This window comes from Amycolatopsis sp. NPDC024027 (genome assembly GCF_040638975.1).
Lineage (GTDB): Bacteria > Actinomycetota > Actinomycetes > Mycobacteriales > Pseudonocardiaceae > Amycolatopsis.
The window spans coordinates 91,279-112,961 of the sequence record NZ_JBEZYY010000020.1 but is presented as its reverse complement, the minus strand read 5'-3'; the positions used below and the strand labels follow the sequence as shown (position 1 = coordinate 112,961).

General features: G+C 72.6%; 19 protein-coding genes and 1 pseudogene. 7 read left to right on the top strand and 13 right to left on the bottom strand.

Translation table 11 applies throughout. The features are described 5' to 3' along the window. Positions 1–121: 121 nt before the first annotated feature. Positions 122–1,924, bottom strand: coding sequence for a proteasome ATPase (gene arc, locus AB0F52_RS37860; RefSeq protein WP_285992063.1), 1,803 nt, complete (start codon positions 1,922–1,924; stop codon positions 122–124). Positions 1,925–2,289: 365 nt separating this feature from the next. Here arc and AB0F52_RS37855 point away from each other — a divergent pair, with 365 nt between their 5' ends. Beyond that, on the top strand, positions 2,290–3,216 hold the full coding sequence (locus AB0F52_RS37855; protein ID WP_360181420.1) for a hypothetical protein: 927 nt from the start codon (positions 2,290–2,292) through the stop codon (positions 3,214–3,216). A 13-nt stretch (positions 3,217–3,229) separates the two neighbouring features. Further along, positions 3,230–3,682, top strand: coding sequence for a hypothetical protein (locus AB0F52_RS37850; RefSeq protein ID WP_360181417.1), 453 nt, complete (start codon positions 3,230–3,232; stop codon positions 3,680–3,682). A 20-nt stretch (positions 3,683–3,702) separates the two neighbouring features. Here the strand turns inward: AB0F52_RS37850 and AB0F52_RS37845 are convergent, their stop codons facing one another. The 3 genes from AB0F52_RS37845 to AB0F52_RS37835 all read right to left on the bottom strand — a co-directional run bounded on the left by AB0F52_RS37845 (position 3,703) and on the right by AB0F52_RS37835 (position 6,558). Beyond that, complete coding sequence (locus tag AB0F52_RS37845; RefSeq protein ID WP_360181414.1) at positions 3,703–4,506, bottom strand: pentapeptide repeat-containing protein; 804 nt, start codon at positions 4,504–4,506, stop codon at positions 3,703–3,705. Positions 4,507–4,510: 4 nt separating this feature from the next. Next, positions 4,511–5,341, bottom strand: a complete 831-nt coding sequence (locus AB0F52_RS37840) for a tRNA (adenine-N1)-methyltransferase (protein WP_103342775.1) — start codon at positions 5,339–5,341, stop codon at positions 4,511–4,513. A 65-nt stretch (positions 5,342–5,406) separates the two neighbouring features. Further along, positions 5,407–6,558 (bottom strand): site-2 protease family protein, encoded by a 1,152-nt coding sequence (locus AB0F52_RS37835; RefSeq protein ID WP_360181411.1) that lies wholly within the window; start codon positions 6,556–6,558, stop codon positions 5,407–5,409. Positions 6,559–6,862: 304 nt separating this feature from the next. Here AB0F52_RS37835 and AB0F52_RS37830 point away from each other — a divergent pair, with 304 nt between their 5' ends. From AB0F52_RS37830 to AB0F52_RS37820, 3 genes are all read left to right on the top strand, one after another. After that, positions 6,863–7,762 carry a RecB family exonuclease gene (locus tag AB0F52_RS37830; RefSeq protein ID WP_360181409.1) on the top strand — a complete coding sequence of 300 codons (900 nt, stop codon included), beginning with the start codon at positions 6,863–6,865 and terminating at the stop codon, positions 7,760–7,762. Continuing rightward, positions 7,762–8,553 (top strand): thioesterase family protein, encoded by a 792-nt coding sequence (locus AB0F52_RS37825; RefSeq protein WP_360181406.1) that lies wholly within the window; start codon positions 7,762–7,764, stop codon positions 8,551–8,553. The genes AB0F52_RS37830 and AB0F52_RS37825 overlap by 1 nt, the downstream gene beginning before the upstream one ends. Before the next feature lie 64 nt (positions 8,554–8,617). Then, positions 8,618–9,553 (top strand): ParA family protein, encoded by a 936-nt coding sequence (locus tag AB0F52_RS37820; RefSeq protein ID WP_360181403.1) that lies wholly within the window; start codon positions 8,618–8,620, stop codon positions 9,551–9,553. Between the two features lie 83 nt (positions 9,554–9,636). Here the strand turns inward: AB0F52_RS37820 and hisG are convergent, their stop codons facing one another. From hisG to metH, 6 genes and pseudogenes are all read right to left on the bottom strand, one after another. Further along, positions 9,637–10,482 (bottom strand): ATP phosphoribosyltransferase, encoded by an 846-nt coding sequence (hisG, locus tag AB0F52_RS37815; protein WP_360181399.1) that lies wholly within the window; start codon positions 10,480–10,482, stop codon positions 9,637–9,639. A 47-nt stretch (positions 10,483–10,529) separates the two neighbouring features. Continuing rightward, the gene (locus AB0F52_RS37810) at positions 10,530–10,793 is read right to left on the bottom strand and encodes a phosphoribosyl-ATP diphosphatase (RefSeq protein WP_360181396.1); all 264 of its coding nucleotides are present in this window, start codon (positions 10,791–10,793) and stop codon (positions 10,530–10,532) included. A 135-nt stretch (positions 10,794–10,928) separates the two neighbouring features. Beyond that, on the bottom strand, positions 10,929–11,414 hold the full coding sequence (locus AB0F52_RS37805; protein ID WP_360181393.1) for a methylated-DNA--[protein]-cysteine S-methyltransferase: 486 nt from the start codon (positions 11,412–11,414) through the stop codon (positions 10,929–10,931). A 17-nt stretch (positions 11,415–11,431) separates the two neighbouring features. Further along, on the bottom strand, positions 11,432–12,892 hold the full coding sequence (locus tag AB0F52_RS37800) for an AlkA N-terminal domain-containing protein (RefSeq protein ID WP_360181390.1): 1,461 nt from the start codon (positions 12,890–12,892) through the stop codon (positions 11,432–11,434). Between the two features lie 59 nt (positions 12,893–12,951). Continuing rightward, positions 12,952–13,584 carry an HAD family phosphatase gene (locus tag AB0F52_RS37795; RefSeq protein ID WP_360181704.1) on the bottom strand — a complete coding sequence of 211 codons (633 nt, stop codon included), beginning with the start codon at positions 13,582–13,584 and terminating at the stop codon, positions 12,952–12,954. 42 nt (positions 13,585–13,626) lie between these two features. Beyond that, positions 13,627–17,182 (bottom strand): annotated as a pseudogene (gene metH, locus AB0F52_RS37790) (methionine synthase). Positions 17,183–17,220: 38 nt separating this feature from the next. Here metH and AB0F52_RS37785 point away from each other — a divergent pair. Next, the gene (locus tag AB0F52_RS37785; protein WP_013226750.1) at positions 17,221–18,126 is read left to right on the top strand and encodes a PAC2 family protein; all 906 of its coding nucleotides are present in this window, start codon (positions 17,221–17,223) and stop codon (positions 18,124–18,126) included. Between the two features lie 17 nt (positions 18,127–18,143). Here AB0F52_RS37785 and AB0F52_RS37780 read toward each other — a convergent pair whose 3' ends face one another. Continuing rightward, positions 18,144–19,076 carry a phosphotriesterase gene (locus tag AB0F52_RS37780; protein ID WP_360181387.1) on the bottom strand — a complete coding sequence of 311 codons (933 nt, stop codon included), beginning with the start codon at positions 19,074–19,076 and terminating at the stop codon, positions 18,144–18,146. Between the two features lie 38 nt (positions 19,077–19,114). On the opposite strand from AB0F52_RS37780, the gene AB0F52_RS37775 reads away from it, so the two are divergent. Continuing rightward, a complete protein-coding gene (locus AB0F52_RS37775) occupies positions 19,115–19,660 on the top strand; it encodes a CGNR zinc finger domain-containing protein (protein WP_360181384.1) in 546 nt (181 codons plus the stop codon). Positions 19,661–19,867: 207 nt separating this feature from the next. On the opposite strand, the gene AB0F52_RS37770 is transcribed toward AB0F52_RS37775, so the two are convergent. Together AB0F52_RS37770 and AB0F52_RS37765 are read right to left on the bottom strand one after the other, a co-directional pair. Continuing rightward, positions 19,868–20,701 carry a metallophosphoesterase gene (locus tag AB0F52_RS37770; protein ID WP_360181381.1) on the bottom strand — a complete coding sequence of 278 codons (834 nt, stop codon included), beginning with the start codon at positions 20,699–20,701 and terminating at the stop codon, positions 19,868–19,870. Next, positions 20,665–21,645, bottom strand: coding sequence for a helix-turn-helix domain-containing protein (locus tag AB0F52_RS37765; RefSeq protein WP_360181378.1), 981 nt, complete (start codon positions 21,643–21,645; stop codon positions 20,665–20,667). The genes AB0F52_RS37770 and AB0F52_RS37765 overlap by 37 nt, the downstream gene beginning before the upstream one ends. Positions 21,646–21,683 lie beyond the last annotated feature (38 nt).

The following is a 21,683-nucleotide window of genomic DNA, read 5'->3' as shown; positions in this document are numbered from 1 at the left end:
GGGTGCCCCCCCCCCACCCCCTCGGCGGGGGGTTGGCGGGTGTGCTCTTCCCGCCGCCGCACCTCACCCGCCTCAGCCGATGGGGCGGTCGCCGAAGCGGCCGCCCCATCGCGCGTTCGAACTACAGGTACTGACCGGTGTTCGTGGCGGTGTCGATCGCCCGCCCCGAGTCCTGGTTCTTGCCGGTGACGAGCGTGCGGATGTAGACGATCCGCTCGCCCTTCTTGCCGGAGATCCGGGCCCAGTCGTCCGGGTTGGTGGTGTTGGGCAGGTCCTCGTTCTCCGCGAACTCGTCGACGATCGCGTCGAGCAGGTGCTGCACGCGGAGACCGGGCTGCTTGGTCTCCAGCACCGACTTGATCGCCGACTTCTTCGCCCGGTCCACGATGTTCTGGATCATCGCGCCCGAGTTGAAGTCGCGGAAGTACAGGACTTCCTTGTCCCCGTTGGCGTAGGTCACCTCGAGGAACCGGTTCTCGTCGCTCTCCTCGTACATCCGCTCGACGGTGTGCTGGATCATCGCGTCGAACGTCGCCTTCGGGTCCCCGCCGAACTCGGCGAGGTCGTCGGCGTGGATCGGCAGGCCTTCGGCCAGGTACTTGGAGAAGATGTCCTTCGCGCCTTCGGCGTCCGGACGCTCGATCTTGATCTTGACGTCGAGCCGGCCCGGCCGCAGGATCGCCGGGTCGATCATGTCTTCGCGGTTGGAGGCGCCGATGACGATGACGTTCTCCAGGCCTTCGACACCGTCGATCTCCGACAGCAGCTGCGGCACGATCGTGGTCTCCACGTCGGACGAAACGCCCGACCCACGGGTCCGGAAGATCGAGTCCATCTCGTCGAAGAACACGATCACCGGGGTGCCCTCGGAGGCCTTCTCCCGCGCCCGCTGGAAGATCAGGCGGATGTGCCGCTCGGTCTCCCCGACGAACTTGTTGAGCAGCTCGGGACCCTTGATGTTCAGGAAGTAGGACTTCCCGTCCTCGTTGTCGCCCCGCGCCGCCGCCACCTTCTTGGCCAGCGAGTTCGCCACCGCCTTGGCGATGAGCGTCTTGCCGCAGCCCGGCGGGCCGTAGAGCAGGACACCCTTGGGCGGGCGCAGCTGGTACTCCTGGTAGAGATCGGCGTGCAGGAAGGGCAGCTCGACCGCGTCCCTGATCTGCTCGATCTGCCGGGTGAGGCCACCGATGTCCTCGTAGCGGACGTCGGGCACCTCCTCCAGCACCAGGTCCTCGACCTCCGCCTTCGGCACGCGCTCGTACGCGTAGCCGGCCTTGGAGTCGACCAGCAGCGAGTCGCCCGGCTTGAGCGGCTGCTCGGCCAGCAGGTCGGAGAGCAGGACCACCCGCTCTTCGTCCGCGTGCCCGACCACCAGCGCGCGAAGGCTGCCGCCCTCGACGTCCGATGCGAGCACCTCGCGCAGGGCGCACACCTCACCGACGCGTTCGAAGCCGCCGGCCTCGACCACGGTGAGCGCCTCGTTGAGCCGCAGCGCCTGGCCGCGACGCAGCGATGAGAGCTCGACCGCAGGTGAGACCGACACCCGCATCTTCCGGCCGGCCGTGAAGACGTCCACCGTGTTGTCCTCGTACGCCTCGACGAAGACGCCGTACCCGGACGGTGGCTGGGCCAGCCTGTCGACCTCTTCGCGGAGGGCGAGGAGCTGTCCTCGCGCTTCGCGCAGGGTTTCGACCAGTTTGGTGTTGCGCTCGGTGAGCTGGCTCACCCTTTCCGAGGCCTCGGCGAGCCGCTGTTCGAGAACGCGGTTCTGCCGTGGCGAGTCCGTCAGTTTGCGGCGCAGCAGCGCCACTTCTTCCTCGAGAAAACGGATCTGCCGAGCCTGCTCGTCCGCCGTCGTCCCAGCTCCGGATGTTGCTGAAGGGTCGGCCTCCTCGCGCCGACCTCCGGGAAGGTCATGATGCATCGGGCACCTCCTCGGAGTGCTTTTCATTCCACGGTACCGGCGATCACCGACAAGAAAAGGCCTTTCCGCATCACAAGATCGGCGCGTCGCGGTTTGCCGGCCACCCCCAGCACGGACATTCCCGCAGCGCAAGCGGCCATTTCGGTGCCGTGACGCCGGTGTGTGACGAGTTCGTCCGGGCCGGGATGAAGCAAGCACGTCGGGAGTACCCCGCCCGCGGCACCCCCAACCTCGCCCGGGATCCGGGCAATTCCGGCCAGTTCCGCCCTAACCGCGCGGCGGGACGGCCCGGTGGCTAGCATCGGGCGACGCCGTGCCGGCCCGATGGCCGGGCGCCATCGAAGGAACGCTAGGGGGCACCTGTCATGACCTACCCGCCGCAGCAACCGGGCGGCTACGGCCAGCAGCCCGACGGCTACGGGCAGCAGCCCGGGCCGTACGGCCGGCCGCAGCAGGGCGGTTACCCCCAGAGCGGCCCCCAGGCCCAGCCCGGCTACGGCGGCACCCAGCAGTTCGGCCAGCCCGGCCCGTACGACGGCACGCAGCAGTACGGGCAGCCCGGGCCGTACGAGCAGCCCGGCCAGGGCGGTTACCAGCCGCAGACGGGCCCTCAGCCCCAGCAGGGCTACCCGCAGTACGGCCAGCAGGACCAGCAGGGCTACCCGCAATACGGTCAGCAGGACCAGTGGGGCCAGCCGCCCCAGTCGTTCGGCGGCCACGACCCGTACGGCGGCAGCTTCGGCGAAGCGCCCCCGCCCAAGAAGAAAACCGGCCTGATCGTCGCCATCGCGGCGGCCGCGGTGGTGCTCGTCGGCGGCGGCGTGACCGCGTTCGTGCTCATGAACGGCGACGACCAGCAGACCGCCGCACCGCCCGCGGCCAGCAGTTCGTCCGCGCCGATCCCGCCCTCGACGGTGCCGAAGGCGTCCACCCCGAAGCCCAAGAGCACCGCGCCGACCAGCCCGACGTCGAAGAGCAGCAAGCCGGCGGGGGGCCCGGCGCCGAGCGGCAAGCCCAGCTCCCAGGAGCTGTTCGACACGACCCTCTCGGCCTATAACGCGGGCGACGAGAAGGCGCTCGGCGACACCATCTGCCGCAGCGTCTTCGAAGGCACCACGGGCGAGATCCCGAAGGTCACGGTGAAGCTGACCGGCACCCCGGAGGAGACCGGCGACAAGGCCACCGTCCGCTACTCGGCCACCGACGGCAGCAAGACCAAGGTCGGCACGATGTCGGCGCAGAAGGAATCCGGGCTCTGGTGCCTGTCCAACGTCCACGCGGACGGCTCGTGAGCACCCGGCGGCGGTGAACCGCGCGTTGACCGCCGGGCTGGTGCTGCTCGGCGTGGCCGGGGCGGGCGCCGTGCTCGGGCTGCTGCTGGTCGCCCCGGCCGGCTCCCCGCCCGCGGCGTCGGACACGCCGACGCCACCGCCCCGTCCGTCGGCTCCGCCACCGGCCCCCGACGAGGCCGACACCGCGGCGGTGGCGGTACTGGCCCGCGCGATCGTCGACGCGATCGCCCGCCACGACTCGGCGGCGTTCGGGAAGCTCACCTGCCGCCCGCAGACCGCCGAGGCGCTCGCCGGCCTCCAGCGAACCTGGGACGCGGCGGGCCCGGTCACGGCGAAGCTGGCCGCCCCGCCCGAGCTGCGCGGCGAGTCCGCGACGGCGAAGGTGCACGTCGAAGCGGCGGGCGGCACCAAGGACACGCCCTTCCCGCTGCACAAGGAGAACGGCCGCTGGTGCGTGCCGGGCTGAGCCCCGGGACCCGGGTCCGCTCAGGTCCGCGGCAGCTGCTGCGCGCCGGGTGGCGTGAACCCGTCTGGCCAGCGGGTGGTCGCGTCGGCGAGGACTCCGGTCAGGTCCGCGTCCGCCAGATCGGCCGCGCTGAGGTCGGCCCCGCGCAGATCCGCGTCCCGCAGGAGAGCGCCGGTCAAGGTCGCGCCGGCGAGGCTCGCGTTCCGCAGCACCGCGCCCTCCAGGTTCGCCCCCGCGAAACAGACCCGCGGGATCACGAGGCCGGTCAGATCGGCGTCCCGCAGGTCGACCCGTTCCAGCTCGGACGCCGCGCCCGGCTCGATCATCCCGCCGCGGCCCAGCGCGGCGATCGCGGCCGCGACGTCGCCGGCCGGCCCGCCCTCGCGGCGCGTCGTCCCGGGCACCCACGGCGCCCGGGAGCAGATGAACGACGTGAGCAGCGCGTGGACGTGCCCGCGGTACCGGGAGTCGAGCTCCGCCAGCTGCTCCAGCGCGTAGACGGCACCCTGCCGGGTCGGCTCCCGCTCGGCACCGAGCTGGTCGATCGCCTTGGTGAACAGGTCGATCGACCGGCTTTCGCGGTTGAGCAGCAGCTGCCGGGACGTGAGGACGGCGCCCAGCCCGACCCCGGCCAGCGCCAGCAGGCCGCCGAGTGCCTGCAGCAGGGTGGCGCGGACGTCGTTCACGGCCTTCAGCCGGTCCGCCGCCCCCAGCCCGGGTGCGTGGCCGACGAGCCAGGACGGCGCGAAGCCCACGCACAGCACCACCAGGACGGCGACCACGACCGCGGCCGCCGCGAATCCGGCCTTCCGGCGCGGCGGCACTGCCTCAGCCCTTGCCCTTGCTGGGACGGCGCGAGACCCGCGGGGACACGGTGCCGTCCGCCAGCCGGCGCGCCGTGAGGAGGAACGCCGTGTGCGCCACCATCCGGTGGTCCGGGCGGACCGCCAGGCCCACCACGTGCCACGGGCGCATCAGCGTCTCCCACGACTCCGGCTCGGTCCAGCACTGCTGCTCGCGAAGCGACTCCGTGACGCGCGAAAGCTGCGTCACGGTCGCGACGTAGACCGTCAGCACGCCGCCCGGCACGAGGTGGGCGGCCACGTTCGGCAGCTGGTCCCACGGCGCCAGCATGTCCAGCACGACCCGGTCGACCTCGCCCTCGTGCGTGGCCAGGTCGGCCACGGTGAGCGACCAGTTGGCCGGCTTCTCGCCGAAGAACTTCACCACGTTGCGCTCGGCGTGCTCGGCGTGGTCGTCGCGGATCTCGTAGGAGTGCACCTGCCCGGCCGGGCCGACCGCGCGCAGCAGCGAGCAAGTCAGCGCGCCGGAACCGGCGCCCGCCTCGAGCACGCGCGCGCCGGGGAAGATGTCGCCCCACATCACGATCTGGGCCGCGTCCTTCGGGTAGATCACCTGCGCGCCGCGGGGCATCGAGAGGACGTAGTCCGGCAGCAGGGGGCGCAGCGCGAGGTAGGTCGACCCGCCCGCGGACGTGACCACCGACCCCTCGGGCCGGCCGATCAGGTCGTCGTGGGCCAAGGCACCGCGGTGGGTGTGGTACTCACCACCGGCGGCCAGCGTCAGGGTGTAGTGCCGCCCCTTCGAGTCGGTCAACTGCACCCGATCACCCGCGCTAAACGGTCCGCTGACCGACAACACTTCCTCCTGCTGTAACCCGTTTGGCCGACGCCAGATCTTCGCAGGCCGCGCGGGCGCCGGGCTCAGCGGGTGCGGCGGTTCAGCGCGGCCCGCAGGTCGTCCCGGCGCAGCACGCCCGCCGGGCGGCCCTCGTCGTCGACCACGAGGAACTGCCACGCCGCGGTTTCGCGGACCCGCTCGACGACGTCCTCCCCCGGCTCCGACGCCAGCAGCACGGTCTCGGCCCGGATCGGTTCGGCCGCGAACTCGGCCGGGGCGTGCGGCGAGGAGCTCGCGAGCCGCTCCGCCGCGCCCACGTCCAGGAGCCCGGCCGCCACGCCGTCGGCGCGGACCAGGACCACACCCCGGCCCGCCGACGCGGCCAGCGCGTCCGACACCGGGCTTTCGGCGGGCAGCTGCAGCACCGGCCGGACCAGCTCGCCCAGGACCAGGCCTTCCGGCCACGTGCGGCGGGCTTCGGCGGCCAGCTCCGAACGCGCGCCGAGGATCACGAACCACGCCGTCACGACGCAGACGCCCAGCCGCAGCCAGCGGTCCGGGCTCGCGGTCGCCAGGCCCCACAGGGCCCAGACCACCAGCCCCGCGGCGACGACCGCACCGCCGGCGACCGCCGCGCGCGTGCCCTTGGCGCGGATGCCGGTGGCCGCCCAGACGCCCGCGCGGACCAGCCGGCCGCCGTCGAGGGGCAGGCCGGGCAGCAGGTTGAACACGCCGACGGCGAGGTTCGCCACCGCGCACTCGGCCACGAGCATCCACACCGCGCCGTCCGGCGGCACGGCGAACATCAGCAGCCCGCAGAAGCCGCCGAGCAGCAGCGACACGGCGGGACCGGCGGCGGCGACCAGGCCTTCGTCACCCGGGCGTTTCGGGGTGCGGGCCACTTCGGACAGACCGCCGAGGAGGAACAGCCGCAGCCGCCGCACGGGGATCCCCAGCCGCAGCGCGACCAGGCAGTGCCCGAGCTCGTGCGCGAGCACGGACAGGCCCAGCAGCAGCGCGAACGCGCCGGCCAGCAGCCAGGACGTCGTGGCCGAAGCGTCCGGGAGCAGCCGCCCGACCAGCGGCGCGTAGAGCACGACGACGACCAGCGAGCCGACCCACCAGGACGGCGCGAGCAGCACCGGCACCCCGGCGACCCGGAACAGCACGAGGCCGCCGTCCGAGCGGACGGCCTGCCGGGTCCCCCCGGTGCCCTGCTCACTGGTCGCGGCCATGCGGAGAGCCTAGAGCCCCGGGTGTGGGTAACGGGTGATCCGGCCCCCACCGGTGTCGCAACCGGACGACACCCGACCCGGACGGACCACGCGTACTCAGCGGTCGGCTCGCGTACCCGGACGGACGACACGCGTACTCAGCGGGACGACACGCGTACCTGGACGGACGACACGGCGACGGTGGCCGTGTCGTCCGTTCCCGTACGCGTGTCGTCCGCCGGGGTACGCGTGTCGTCCAGGCCGGTATGCGGTGGCGGGCGTTGCGGTCGCCGGAACTGTCGGACCCCGGCGTTACGCTCTGCCCATGCCCGACGCCGACACCGTGACCACCGACACCCCAGCCACCGCCGTCGCCACCGAGGTGCGGCGGCGGCCCGCGTTGTCGCCGTCACGGGCCAGCGACTTCAAGCAGTGCCCGCTGCTCTACCGGTTCCGCGCGGTCGACCGGCTGCCGGAGGTCCCGACCAAGGCCCAGCTGCGCGGCACCCTCGTCCACTCCGTCCTGGAGCGGCTCTTCGCCCTCCCGGCCGCCGAACGGGTCCCCGCCCAGGCGCGGGAACTGCTCGGCCCGGCGTGGAGCGAGCTGTCCGCGGACCGTCCGGAGTGGACCGAACTGTTCGACGGCGGAAAGCCCGACGACCACGCGGACTGGCTCCGGTCGGCGGAAAAGCTGCTGGACGCCTACTTCGAGCTGGAAGACCCGCGGCGGCTGGAACCCGAGGCCTGCGAGCTGCACGTCGAGATCGAGCTCGGCTCCGGTGTCCTGCTGCGCGGCTACATCGACCGGCTCGACGTCGCGCCGACCGGCGAGATCCGGGTCGTCGACTACAAGACCGGTGCCGCGCCGCGCGAGATCGGCGAGGCCAAGGCGATGTTCCAGATGAAGTTCTACGCCGTGGTGCTGTGGCGGCTGCGCGGGATCGTGCCGCGCCAGCTCAAGCTCATGTACCTCACCGACGGCCAATCGCTCGCCTACACCCCGGACGAAGCCGAGCTGCTGCGCTTCGAACGCACGCTGGAAGCCATCTGGCAGGCCATCCTCAAGGCGGGCAAGACCGGCGACTTCCGGGCGAACAAGAGCAAGCTGTGCAACTGGTGCGACCACCAGGCGCACTGCCCCGAGTACGGCGGCACCCCGCCCGAGTACCCCGGCTGGCCGGAGCCCGACGCGGGCGACGAGACGCCGCTGGACCGGGCCGACTGATGGCCGACGCCTTCTACGTCCCGCTCGGCGACGGCCGGTTCGCCGCGACCGGGCACACGGCCGGGCCGTGGACGCCGGACGCCCAGCACTTCGGCCCGCCGTCGGCGTTGCTCGTCCGAGCCCTCGAAACCGTCGAAACCGCCCACCCGGCCGAGCTCGCCCGCGTGACCGTCGAGATCCTCGGCCCGGCCCCGGTCGCCGAGCTCACCGTGCGGGCCCGGATCGAGCGGCCCGGCCGGTCGGTCGAACTGCTGCAGGCCGAGCTGGCGAGCGCCGGGCGGGTCGTCGCGCGGGCATCGGCGTGGCGCATCGCGACGTCCGACACGGCGGAGATCGGCACCGACGCCGGCCCGCTGCTGCCCGGAGCCGGCAGTGTCGAAGAGTCACCGTGGCCGGAGGGCTGGCAGGCCGGCTACCTCGACGCGGTCGAGTGGCGCGCGGTGCGCGGCGGCATGGACGTGCCCGGTCCGGCCGCCGTGTGGGCCCGCCAGCGCGTCCCGCTGGTCGACGGCGAGGAACCGAGCGGCCTGCAGCGGCTGTTCGCCGTCGCCGACTCCGGCAACGGCGTGTCCAACTACCTCGACCCGCGGCAGTGGTGGTTCATCAACTCGGAACTCACCGTGCACCTGCGGCGGACGCCGGCCGGCGAGTGGATCGGCCTCGACGCGGTCACGCTCGTCGGCCGGCACGGCATCGGCACGGCGACCAGCATCCTGCACGACGCCGACGGCCCGGTGGCCACCGGCGCGCAGGCGCTGATGGTCCGGCCGCGACAGGCCGGGGGCGGATAGCCACCCACAACGGGCCCGCATCCAATAGCCTTCGCGGAACGACCGACTTGAGGAGCGCTCCGGCATGCAGATCACCTCGGTGGTCAACCAGAAAGGCGGGGTCGGCAAGACCTCACTGAGCGTCGGCACCGCGGCCGCACTGGCCGAGAAGGGCCGCCGGGTGCTCCTGGTCGACCTCGACCCTCAGGGCCACGCGACGACCGAGATGCTCGGGCTGTCCGAAGTCCCCACGGACCGGCCGAGCCTGGCGAAGGCGCTGGCCAAGACGTGGAAGGGCCCGATCGAGGACCTCGTCGTCCCGCACCCGCGCAGCAACCTCGGCCGCGGCGGCGCGCTCGACGTCGTGCCGACGTCCCCGGGGATGTTCGACCTGATCCGGCGGCTCGACTCGTTCCGCGTGCCCGGCTGGCAGCTCGCGCGGGTCATCCAGTTCGCCAACTACGACCACTGCGTCATCGACTGCCCGCCCGCGCTGGACGTGCTGACGAACAACGCGCTGGCGGCGTCGCACGGCATCCTGGTCCCGGTCCAGCCGGACAAGACCAGCATCCGCGCCCTGCGGCTGCTGGCCGACCAGGTCCGGTACGTCGAGCAGACCGTCGGGCGGCAGCCGCTGTCCTGGTTCGGCCTGGTGCCGAGCCTGTACCGGCGGCCGATCTCGCACTACGCGGCCGCGGCCCTGCAGGAAATGTACGACTTCGGCATCCCGATGCTGTCGCACCTGCCGCTGGGCGTGGTGATGAACGAGGCGGCGGCGCACGGCGTCCCGGTGACGACGTACGCGCCGGAGACGCTGCAGGCGCTGTCCTTCCGCGAGATCGCGGAAACGCTGGACAGCCACCTGGAGCACAACGCCGCGCCGGCGGTGGTCCCGGCCGACGAGGAGTTCGTCTTCGAGGACTTCATCTCGGAGGTCGCGGTGGCCCGCAACGTCAACGACAACGGCGCCCGCAAGGGCCTCTACGACCTGCTGCCGAAGAAGCCGAACCGCCCACGCTGAGCCGCAGTGAATGACTCATTCCTGACTTCGGACGCCAGGAATGAGTCATTCACTGCATACGGGTGAGGGCTGTTGCCGGGAGGTCAGAGCCGGCAGGACCGGATGTCCGACGCCAGGATCGCCTTGGCGCCCACTTCGGCCAGCTCGTCCATGACGAGGTTGACCTTCTTGCGCGAAACCATCGCGCGCACGGCCACCCAGTCTTCGTCGGCCAGCGGCGCCACCGTCGGCGACTCCAGGCCCGGCGTGATGGCGATCGCGCGCTCCACCAGCGTCCGCGGGCAGTCGTAGTCGAGCATCAGGTACTGCTGGGCGAACACGACCCCGCGCAGGCGCGCGGCCAGCTGCGACTTCGGCTTGCTCTCCTCGGTGCCCCGGCGCTGCAGCAGCACGGCTTCCGACACGCAGATCGGGTCGCCGAACGCCACCAGGTTGTTCTGCCGCAGCGACCGGCCCGACTCGACGACATCCGCGATCGCGTCCGCCACGCCGAGCTGGATCGAGATCTCCACCGCGCCGTCGAGGCGGATCACCTCGGCCTCGACCCCGTGGCGGGCGAGGTCGTCGCGGACCAGCCGCGGGTACGACGTCGCCAGCCGCTTGCCGTGCAGGTCCGCCGGCTTCCAGTCCCGGCCGGCCGGGGCGGCGTAGCGGAACGTCGAGCCGCCGAAGCCGAGCGCCTGGACCTCTTCGACCGGGGCGCCGGAGTCGAGCGCGAGGTCGCGGCCGGTGATGCCGAGGTCGAGCTCGCCGGAGCCGACGTAGATGGCGATGTCCTTGGGCCGCAGGAAGAAGAACTCGACCTCGTTCACCGGGTCGAGCACCGTCAGGTCGCGCTGCTCATGCCGCTTGCGGTAGCCCGCTTCGCCGAGCATCTCCGTCGCCGCGGCGGCGAGGGCTCCCTTGTTCGGCACGGCAACACGCAGCATTTCGCTTCTCTCCTCGTTCCTCGCCCGGTCCAGCACCGGGCGTCCCGTCACAGGTAGCGGTAGACGTCCTCGGTCGACAGCCCGCGGCCGAGCATCAGCACCTGCACCCGGTACAGCAGCTGGGAGATCTCCTCGGCGAGGCGGGCGTCGGACTCGTGCTCGGCGGCGATCCACACCTCGCCGGCTTCCTCGAGCACCTTCTTGCCCTGGGCGTGCACCCCGGCGTCGAGGGCGACGACGGTGCCGGACCCGTCGGGACGGGTACGCGCGCGCTCGGCAAGCTCCGCGAACAGCTCATCGAAGGTCTTCACGGTCCGGAATCCTTCCATCCCGGACCCCGTGGCGCCGCCCCGCCCCGCCGCGGGTGCCGCCCATCTCACACTGCCGTGGACGCCGGCTCCCACGGGCTGGGACTCGCCGCGCCGGGACTCAGATCGGGCCGGGACTCAGAACAGCACGCCCTGCTCGAAGTCCAGCAGGTACCGCTTGCGCTCGAGACCGCCGCCGTAGCCGGTGAGCGAGCCGGTCGAGCCGACCACCCGGTGGCAGGGGACGATGATGCCGATCGGGTTCTTGCCGTTGGCCAGGCCCACGGCACGCGACGCCGCCGGGTTGCCCAGCCGGTCCGCCAGCTGCCCGTAGGAAATCGTCGTGCCGTAGGGGATCTTGCGCAGCTCCGCCCAGACCAGCCGCTGGAACGGCGTGCCCACGAAGGCCAGCGGCACCTCGAACTCGTGGCGCTGCCCGGCGAAGTACTCCTTCAGCTCGGTTTCGGCGCGGTCGAAGACTTCCGCGCTCGCGTCGTGCGAGCCGAAGGTCAGCTCGTCCGGGCGGTGGCGCTGGTCGACCATGTAGAGGCCGCAGAGCGCGGCGCCCTCGGCGACCAGCGTCAACGGGCCGCACGGGCTGTCGACGACGGCGTGGGTGCGCATGGTTTCTCCTGTCGGTTTCATGCCGCGGGCATCCGGTTGATCGCGTGGTCTCCGGTGGCCCACAGGTGCTGGGTGGCGTAGGCGCGCCAGGGGCGCCACGCGGCGGACCGGGCGACGACGGCGGCCTGGCCGCCGAGGCCGAGGGTCTCCGCCGCGTACTTGATGCCGAGATCGGTGGGGAGGAACGCGTCCGGGTCGCCGAGAGCGCGCATCGCGATGCTTTCGACCGTCCACGGCCCGAAGCCGGGCAATGCGCCCAGCGCGGCCCGCGCCGCTTCCCAGTCGCTGCCCGCGCTGAGGTCCAGGCCGTCGGTCAGCGCCGACACCAGCCCGAGCAGGGTGCGACGGCGGCTGCGCGGCATGGCCAGGGTCTCGGGGTCCAGCGAGGCGAGCGCCTCGGGCGAAGGGAACAGGTGGGTCAGGCCGCCTTCGGGGTCGTCGACCGGTTCGCCGTGCGCGACCACGAGCCGCGCCGCGTGGGTCCGCGCCGCCGCCGTCGAGACCTGCTGGCCCAGCACGGCCCGCACGGCGAACTCGGCGCCGTCGGCCGTGCGCGGGACCCGGCGGCCGGGGGCGGCCGCGACCAGCGGGGCGAGGACCGGGTCGGTGGCGAGCTGGTCGTCGACGGCGACCGGGTCGGCGTCGAGGTCGAGCAGGCGGCGGCACCGGCTGGTCGCGGCCGGGAGGTCCCGCAGGTCGGCCAGGGTGAGCCGGCAGGCGATGTGGCCGTCTTCGGGCCGCAGCGCGACGACGCCGTGGCCGTGCGGCAGCCGCAGCGTCCGGCGGTAGGTGCCGTCCCGCCACTCCTCCACGCCCGGCACGCCGGTCGCGACGAGGTGCCCGAAGAGGTTGTCCGGGCACAGCGGCTTCCGGTAGGGCAGCCGCAGGACCAGCGCCCCGGCCGCCGAGGGCCTGCCCTTCGCGCGCTGCCGCAGTTCGGTCGGCGAGAGGGCGAACACCTCGCGGACGGTGTCGTTGAACGTCCGGATGCTGCCGAACCCGGCGGCCAGGGCCAGCTCGGTCATCGGCAGCGCGGTCGTCTCGATCAGGGTGCGCGCGGTCTGTGCGCGCTGGGCCCGGGCCAGCGCCAGCGGTCCGGCGCCGAGTTCGGCGAACACCTGCCGTTCGACCTGCCGGACGCTGTAGCCGAGCCGGGCGGCGAGGCCGCTGACCCCTTCGGTGTCGACGACGCCGTCCGCGATCAGCCGCATCGCGCGCGCCACCAGGTCGGCGCGCTCGTTCCACAGCGGCGAGCCGGGACTGGCGTCCGGACGGCAGCGCTTGCACGCCCGGAACCCGGCCTGCTGGGCGGCCGCGGCGCTCGGGTAGAAGCTCATGTTCTGCCGCTTGGGCGGCACGACCGGGCAGCTGGGCCGGCAGTAGATCCGGGTCGTCAGCACCGCGCAGTAGAACCACCCGTCGAACCGGGCGTCCTTCGCCTGCACGATCCGCACGCACTGCTCGAAGTCCTCATGCACCACGTCAGCATCGCGGACCCGGGCCACCCCGGGCTAGCGGAAAAGCGACATGGTCGTGGTCAGCCGAGCAGGGCCGCCAGGGCCGGCACGTCGATGCCCACCAGGGAGTCGCGGAACACGCGCCGCTCCCCCGCCTCGACCGGGACGTCGTTGGGAATGACCAGGACCGTGCAGCCCGCCGCGACGGCGGAGGCGGTGCCCGGCGGCGAGTCCTCCACCGCGACACAGCGTGCCGGGTCGACACCGAGCAGCTCGGCCGCCTTGAGGTACGGGCGCGGGAGCGGCTTGTTCAGACCTTCGACCTCGTCGCCGCAGACGGTCACGTCGAAGAAGTCCCGCCCGATCGTGTTCAGCGCGAGTTCGGTCAGGTCGCGTTCGGTGGAAGTGACCAGTGCCGACCGCAACCCGGCTTCGCGCACCGCCGTCAGCGCTTCGCGGGCGCCGGGGCGCCACGGCAGCTCGTCGTCGAACAACCCCGCCGTGCGACGGCGGATCTCGGCGCCGGTCGACGCGATCGCCTCGGGCGTCACCGGAAGGCCGACCACTTCGAGGAGGTACGCCGACGTGTCGTCCATGTTGGACCCGACGAGCGTCATGCGCTGTTCCTCGGAAAGCTTGCCGCCGAGCCATTCCGCCGTCTCGTACAGCGCGATGTCCCACAGCTTCTCGGAATCGACGAGCGTGCCGTCCATGTCCCACAACACGGCGTCGATACGGTCCACAGTGGAGGCTCCTCAGGTGTTGAAGTACTCGGCTTCCGGGTGGTGGCAGACGATCGCGTCGGTCGACTGCTCGGGGTGCAGCTGGTACTCCTCGGACAGCTTGACGCCGATCCGGCCCGGCTCGAGGAGGGCGACGATCTTCGCCCGGTCTTCGAGATCGGGACAGGCGCCATAGCCCAGGGAGAACCCTCGCTCCACGGTAGCCGAGCTTGAAGAACTCCTCGACGTCGTCCGGGTCCTCTGAGGCGACCGCCACACCGCCGGGGAAGGTGAGCTCCTGCCGGATGCGGCAGTGCCAGTACTCGGCCAGCGCCTCGGTCAGCTGGACGCCGAGGCCGTGGACCTCGAGGTAGTCGCGGTAGGCGTCGGCCGCGAAGAGCTCGTTCGCGTAGTCGGCGATCGGCTGGCCCATGGTGACGACGGTGAACGGCACGACGTCCACTTCACCGGCTTCACGCGGCCGGTAGAAGTCGGCGAGGCAGAGCCGCCGGTCGCGGCGCTGCCTGGGGAAGGTGAAGCGCACTCGCTCCGGCGGGTCGGGTGCGGGCTCGGTGAGCACGACGAGGTCGTCGCCCTCGGCGACGCACGGGAAGTAGCCGTAGACGACGGCCGCGTGGGCCAGGACGCCGTCGGCGGTCAGCCGGTCGAGCCAGTACCGCAGCCGCGGCCGGCCTTCGGACTCGACGAGTTCGTCGTACGTCGGCCCGGCGCCACCGCGGGCGCCCTTGAGCCCCCACTGCCCCATGGACGTCGCACGCTCGTCGAGCAGGGCGGCGTAGTCGGCGAGGGCGACGCCCTTGACCACCCGCGAACCCCAGAACGGCGGGGCCGGCAGCGGCACGTCGGTGGCGACGTCCGAACGCGCGGGCAGCGGCCCTTCGAGGGCTTCCTCGTCGGCCTTGCGGGCTTTGCGCGCCTCGGCGATCCGCAGCGAGCGTTCGCGGCGCTCCTTGCGCTCCTGACGCTTCTTCTCCGCGTCGGCGTCCACCAGCGGCGATTCCCCGCGCTTGGCGGCCATGATCGCGTCCATCAGCCGCAAGCCTTCGAAGGCGTCCCGCGCGTAGCGGACCTCGCCGAGGTAGAGCTCGCTCAGGTCGTTCTCCACGTAGGGCCGGGTCAGCGCCGCCCCGCCGAGCAGCACCGGCCGGCGCGCCCCGACGCCCCGGGAGTTCATCTCCTGGAGGTTCTCCTTCATGATCACCGTGGACTTCACCAGCAGCCCGGACATCCCGATGGCGTCGGCGCCGTGTTCGTCGGCCGCGTCGAGGATGGCCGTGATCGGCTGCTTGATGCCGAGGTTGACGACCTCGTAGCCGTTGTTGGAGAGGATGATGTCGACGAGGTTCTTGCCGATGTCGTGCACGTCGCCGCGCACGGTGGCCAGCACGATCCGGCCCTTGCCGGAGTCGTCGCCGCTCTCCATGTGCGGTTCGAGGTGGGCGACGGCGGCCTTCATCACCTCGGCGGACTGCAGCACGAACGGCAGCTGCATCTGCCCGGAGCCGAACAGCTCGCCGACGGTCTTCATGCCGGACAGCAGCGTGTCGTTGATGATCTGGAGGGCGGGCCGCTGCTCCAGGGCCGCGTCGAGGTCGTCGGTGAGGCCGGTGCGCTCGCCGTCGACGATCCGGCGTTCGAGACGTTCGAACAGCGGCAACGCGGCAAGTTCTTCCGCGCGCGATGCCTTGGACGACGCCGCGCTGACGCCCTCGAACAGGGCCATCAGCTCCTGCAACGGGTCGTAGCCTTCGCGGCGGCGGTCGTAGACGAGGTCCAGGGCGACCGCGCGCTGGTCGTCCGGGATCCGCGCCATCGGGAGGATCTTCGACGCGTGCACGATGGCGGTGTCGAGCCCGGCTCGGACGCACTCGTGCAGGAACACCGAGTTGAGCACCTGCCGCGCGGCCGGGTTGAGGCCGAAGGAGATGTTGGACAGGCCGAGCGTGGTCTGCACCTCGGGGTGGCGGCGCTTGATCTCGCGGATGGCCTCGATCGTTTCGATGCCGTCGCGGCGCGACTCCTCCTGGCCGGTGGCGATGGTGAAGGTCAGCGCGTCGATGATGACGTCGGACGTTCGCAGGCCCCACTTGCCGGTGATGTCCGCGATCAGCCGCGACGCGATGCCGGCCTTTTTGGCCGCGGTCCGCGCCTGGCCTTCTTCGTCGATGGTCAGGGCGACGACCGCGGCGCCGTACTCGCTGACCAGCTCCATGACCTGGGTGAAGCGGGATTCCGGGCCGTCGCCGTCCTCGTAGTTGACGGAGTTGACCGCGCACCGGCCGCCGAGCCGCTGCAGGCCCGCGCGAAGCACGGGTACCTCGGTGGAGTCGAGCATGATCGGCAACGTCGAGGCGGTGGCCAGGCGCCCGGCGAGCTCGGCCATGTCCGCGGTGCCGTCGCGGCCGACGTAGTCGACGCACAGGTCGAGCAGGTGGGCGCCGTCGCGGGTCTGCTCGCGGGCGATCTCGACGCAGTCGTCCCAGCGGCCCTCCAGCATCGCGGTGCGGAAGGCCTTCGAGCCGTTGGCGTTGGTCCGCTCGCCGATCATCAGCACGCTGGCGTCCTGCTTGAACGGCACCGCCTGGTACAGCGACGACACGCCCGGCTCGGGCCGCGGCCGCCGCGGGACCGGCGCGGTGCCGGCGACCGCCGCGGCGAGCTGCCGGATGTGCTCGCCGGTCGTGCCGCAGCAGCCGCCCACCAGGCCGACGCCGAACTCGCGCACGAACCCGGTCAGGGCCTCCACCAGCGCTTCCGGGCCGAGCGGGTAGACCGCGCCGTCCGGGCCCAGTTCCGGCAGGCCGGCGTTGGGCATCACCGACAGCGGCACCCGGGCGTGCTTGGCCAGCTGCCGCAGGTGCTCGCTCATCTCGGCGGGCCCGGTGGCGCAGTTGAGCCCGATGACGTCGATGCCGAGCGGCTCCAGCGCGGCCAGCGCGGCGCCGACCTCGGTGCCGAGCAGCATCGTGCCGGTCGTTTCGACGGTGATCGAAACGAGGATCGGCACGGCTCGGCCCTCGGCGGCCATCGCCCGCTTCGCGCCGATGACCGACGCCTTCGTCTGGAGGATGTCCTGGGTGGTCTCGACGATCACCGCGTCGGCGCCCCCGGCCAGCAGGCCCCGGACTTCCTCGCGGTAGGCGTCACGCAGCGTGGTGAACGGCGCGTGGCCGAGCGTCGGGAGCTTCGTGCCCGGTCCGATCGAGCCGAGCACGAACCGCGGGCGGTCCGGCGTCGCGAACTCGTCGGCGGTCTCGCGGGCCAAGCGGGCGCCGGCCTCGGCGAGTTCGAAGATCCGGCCGGTGATGCCGTACTCGGCGAAGTTGGCGAAATTGGCCCCGAAAGTGTTCGTTTCGACGGCGTCCGCGCCCGCCTCCAGGTAGCCCCGGTGCACCGAGTGGACCACGTCCGGCCGGGTGACGTTGAGGATCTCGTTGCAGCCTTCGAGGCCGTCGAAGTCGGCCAGGCTGAGCTCGTGGGCCTGCAGGGCGGTGCCCATCGCGCCGTCGGCCACCAGAACGCGCGAGCGAAGGGCGTCGAGGAAGGGCGGCGACAGGCGGTCGGACATGCTGAACAGGGTAAGGCCGGTGGTCGTAGGCTGGTCCGGTGAGTGAGCCCGTCGACGAGACCCCGCGGCCGCCCGGCGACCGCACCGAACCCACCCGGCCTTTGATGGTGGTCGCCTTCGAAGGCTGGAACGACGCAGGTGACGCGGCCAGCCGGGCGGTCGAGCACCTGCAGCTGAACTGGGACGCCACGCCGCTGGCCGAACTGGAGCCCGACGACTACTACGACTTCCAGGTCAGCCGCCCGACCGTCCGGATGGTGGACGGCGTCACTCGACGGGTGGACTGGCCGACGACAACGCTGTCGGTGTGCCGCCCCGACGGGTTCGACCGCGACGTCGTCCTCGTGCAGGGTCCCGAGCCGAACATGCGCTGGCGCGCCTTCTGCGCCGAGCTGCTGGACCACATCAAGCAGCTGGACGTCGCGACCGTGGTGACGCTGGGGGCGCTGCTGGCCGACACCGCGCACACCCGGCCGGTCCCGGTGACCGGGACGGCCTACGACAAGGACACCGCGTCCCTGTACGGCCTCGACCTGAACAACTACCAGGGCCCGAGCGGCATCGTCGGCATCCTGCAGGACTACTGCGTGCAGGCGGGCATCCCGGCCGTCTCGATCTGGGCCGCGGTGCCGCACTACGTGTCGCACCCGCCGTCCCCGAAGGCGACGCTGGCGCTGCTGCACAAGCTGGAGGACATCCTCGACGTCGAGATCCCGCTGGGCGCCCTGCCGGAGCAGGCCGAGGAGTGGCAGCGCACGGTCAGCGAGATGGCCGACGAGGACGAAGAGATCAGCGAGTACGTCCGCAGCCTCGAAGAGCGCGGCGACGCGCAGAGCGAGGTCGCCGAGCAGGACGTCAGCGGCGACAAGATCGCCGCCGAGTTCGAGCGCTACCTGCGCCGCCGCGGCCGTGGCGGCGGGCAGGAAGGCTTCGGCCTGCGCTGAGTCACCACGCTTGAACGTCACCGCCAGCTGGTGGCGAACGCCCGCGCGGGGTTCGCCACCAGCACGGCCGTGACGACGTCGCCGCCGAGCCGCTCGGTCAGCCGCGGTGCCAGCGTCGTGAGCAGGTAGGACGCGCCCGGCTGGTCGCGGGCGGCGGCGGTGGTCGTGTCGCCGCCGAGCAGGAGCTGCCCGCCGTGCCCGGCCTCGACGAGCGCTTCGAGGCCGTCGAAGAGCCGCCAGTCGGTGGCGTGGTTGGCCCGCGACGGGCCGTCGAACCCGAGGAACACGCCGGTCTCGGCGATCTCCCGCTGCAGCCGCGGGTCCGGGTTGCGGTTGAGGTGCCCGAGGATCACCTTCTCCGGGGGAACGTCCAGCTTGCCGCAGAGCAGTTCGACCGTCTCCAGGCCCGCCGTGCCGAGTTCGAGGTGCACGGCGATCGGCGCGCCGGTCTCCTGGTGGGCGACCGCGGCGGCGGTCATCGTCAGCCGGGCGTGGGAGTCGATCGTGTGGAACGCGCCGGCCACCTTGACCAGCCCGGCCCGCGGGCCGGTCCGCGGCTCGTCGGGCAGGTCGGCGGGCTGGGTCCCCTCGGTGAGGTCGGCGACGAACTCCTTGACCAGGCCGTCGATGACGCGGCCGAGGATCACCGGGGCGTAGTGCTCCACGCGGTGCAGGCCGGTGGCCGCGACCACGTGCACGCCGACCTCCTCCGACATCCAGGCGAGCTCGCGGGTGCGCCGGGTCAGGCCGTACGGCGTCCACTGGACGAGCGCCGCCCCGCCCCGCATCTTGAACTCGAGGAGCGCGTGGGCGGCGGCGGTCGGGTCGTCCAGTTCCTGGCCCGGCAGCAGCTTCGAGGCGAAGAAGAGGTGGTCGTGCGCGTCGGTCACGCCGAGTTCGGCCGGATCGATGTCGCCCAGCACCGTACGGACCTTGAGTTCCCCAGTCACACCGGCGAGTGTAACGCCTCAACCGTTACGATGGCGAGGTGTCCGAAGACTTCCGCCTCGACATGGGCGCACCTTGGCTGAACCTGCTCGCCACCCGCGGCCGCCACTTCGGGTCCCAGCCGGTCGAGCGCCTGCCGACCGTCGACCGGCTGCGCGACTGGCTGGCCCGCTCCGAGCTGACCCCGCTCGCGCCGGTCACGCACGCCGACCTGCGCGAGGCCCACCGGCTGCGCGAGGTCCTCCGCGAACTCGCCTTGGGCGCGGTCGGCGGAATTCCGCCGAAAGCCGGCCAGGTCAGCCCGCTGACGGCGTTCCTCAAGACCGAGCCGGTGCACCTGGCCGCACTCGACCGGCTGCACCGCAGCGCCCCGCCGACGGCGGAGGCCGCCTTCGCACGGTTGGCGCACCAGGCCGCGGACTGGCTCACCGGTCCCTTGCGGCACGACCTGCGGGCCTGCCCCGAGCAGGACTGCCGCGGCGTGTTCGCCGACCCGGGCGGACGGCGGCGCTGGTGCCCGTCGCCGGCCTGCGCCAGCCGGGGCCGGGTGCGCGCGCTCAGGGAGCGGCGGCGCGCGGAATCATGACGGCCGGGCGATCACCGTCGGCCGGCCGCGGCCGGCTGACCGGCAAGCCGCCCGGGCGGATCACCGTCGGCCGGCCGCACCCCGCCCGATCAGGATGGCCGGAGCGCCCGAGCCCACAGCAGCCGTCGAAGCGGCGAGCCGGGCCACGTCGGCGGCACAAGCCGACCCCGATCACCACCGGAGCCGCCCCCGCCGCACCCCGCCCGATCAGGACGGCCAGAGGATCCGGCGCATCGGCACCGCACCCCGCGCCCGCTTCCGCCACTCGCGCGGGTAGCCCAGCGAGACCTCTTCGAACCGGACGCCGTCGGCCTCGGTGCTGCGCGGGATGTGCAGGTGGCCGTAGACGGCGATCTCCGCGCGGTAGCGGACGTGCCAGTCCTCGGTCTTCGTCGTGCCGCACCACATCGCGAACTCCGGCCAGTACAGCGGCGCCGTCGGGTGGCGGTGCAGCGGCCAGTGCGACATCAGGATCGTGCCGTGGTCGCCGGGGATCGCGTCGAGGCGCTCGGTGCTGATCTTCAGCCGGTCGGCGCACCACGCCTGGCGGCTGGGGTACGGGTCCGGGTGCAGGAAGTACTCGTCCGTGCAGACCACCCCGGCCTCGCGCGCCTGGCGCAGGGCCTCCTCCAGGGGCTTGCCCTGCGCGTCCGGGGTCCGCCAGCTGTAGTCGTAGAGCAGGAACAGCGGCGCGATCGTCAGCGGCCGCGGGCCGTGCCGCCAGACCGGGAACTCGTCCTCCGGCGTCAGCACGCCGATCTCGCGGCACCGTTCGACCAGGTGCTCGTACCGGGCCTGGCCCCGCAGCTGGCAGGCGTCGTTCTTCGTCGTCCACAGCTCGTGGTTGCCCGGCACCCACACGACCTTCGCGAACCGGCTGCGCAGCGTCTTCAGCGTCCCGATGGTGGCTTCGGCCAGCTCGGCGACGTCGCCGGCGACGAGCAGCCAGTCTTCGGGGGTTTCCGGCACGACCGAGTCGAGGATCGGGCCATTGCCCTCGTGGGTCACGTGGAGGTCGCTGGTGGCGAAGAGGTGCGGCACCCCTCCACCGTAGCCACCGCGGCCGGGAAATCCGCGCGAAACCGGCGGATCCCTTCGCGCTGGGCCGGGCTCAGGCGATCCGGCCTCGCCGTGACGGTGACCGTCCCGGCGCCGGCGTCGTGCAGGGCCAGGGGATCGGCGATCGCCGGACGGCGCCGGAGCGCGTCCAGCCCGGCCGCCGCGCGGTCCTCGGGCCAGCCCAGCGCGGTGGCGAGCTCGGCCACGGCCAGCGGACGGCGGGCGTGCACCAGTGCGGCGACCACGGTCAAGGCGTCGTAGCCGGCGGCCTCCGCGACGGTGCTGCCGCCCATCTGCTCGCTGAGCCGTCCGAAGAACCGCCCCATCCGGGCGAGCCGGGCGCCGGCGGTCGTGTCCGGGCCGAAGAGCTCGCTGCCCTGGCGCGCGGCGGCGGCCAGCCGGCCGTGGGCGCCGGTGTCGGCCTGCCATGCCCGGAGCCACACGTCGTCGTCGACGCGGTAGCGCTCGCGCCGACCGCCGGGGTCCGGCCGGCGCGCGACCAGATCCATCGCTTCGAGGGCACCGATGGATTTGGACACCGACGCCGGGCTGACCTGCAACAGCCGCACCAGCTCGGCCGAGGTCAGGCCGCCGGCCTCGGCGGTGAGCAGGCAGGTGAACACCCGGGCGGTCATCCGCGGCAGGCCGGTGGCGGCCAGCAGGGCCGCGAACTCGTCCACGAAGCCGCGCACGACCCCGGCCTGCTCGCCGCCCGGCCGGCGCCGGCGTCGCCGGGCGCGCTGGCCGGCGGCCTCCTGCGCGCGGGCGGGCCGGTACTCGCCCGACGTGCTGTTGCGGGCCACCTCCCGGCTGACGGTGGAGGTCGGGCGGCCGAGCCGCCGTCCGATTTCGGCGTACCCGAGCCCGTCGGCGAGCCAGCCCGCGATGTGGCGGCGGTCGTCGAGGGTCAGCCTGCCTCCGGGCACGGACTCCTCCTCGCGGTGCGTTCACGGACAATACAGTG

Bases quoted from the DNA above. Each gene is read 5' to 3' on its own strand.
- AB0F52_RS37795 (WP_360181704.1), bottom strand. From the start codon at position 13,584: ATGGACGGCACGCTCGTCGATTCCGAGAAGCTGTGGGACATCGCGCTG.
- AB0F52_RS37835 (WP_360181411.1), bottom strand. From the start codon at position 6,558: ATGGCCGCGACCAGTGAGCAGGGCACCGGGGGGACCCGGCAGGCCGTC.
- arc (WP_285992063.1), bottom strand. From the start codon at position 1,924: ATGCATCATGACCTTCCCGGAGGTCGGCGCGAGGAGGCCGACCCTTCA.
- AB0F52_RS37830 (WP_360181409.1), top strand. From the start codon at position 6,863: ATGCCCGACGCCGACACCGTGACCACCGACACCCCAGCCACCGCCGTC.
- AB0F52_RS37805 (WP_360181393.1), bottom strand. From the start codon at position 11,414: ATGCGCACCCACGCCGTCGTCGACAGCCCGTGCGGCCCGTTGACGCTG.
- AB0F52_RS37820 (WP_360181403.1), top strand. From the start codon at position 8,618: ATGCAGATCACCTCGGTGGTCAACCAGAAAGGCGGGGTCGGCAAGACC.
- AB0F52_RS37825 (WP_360181406.1), top strand. From the start codon at position 7,762: ATGGCCGACGCCTTCTACGTCCCGCTCGGCGACGGCCGGTTCGCCGCG.
- AB0F52_RS37855 (WP_360181420.1), top strand. From the start codon at position 2,290: ATGACCTACCCGCCGCAGCAACCGGGCGGCTACGGCCAGCAGCCCGAC.
- hisG (WP_360181399.1), bottom strand. From the start codon at position 10,482: ATGCTGCGTGTTGCCGTGCCGAACAAGGGAGCCCTCGCCGCCGCGGCG.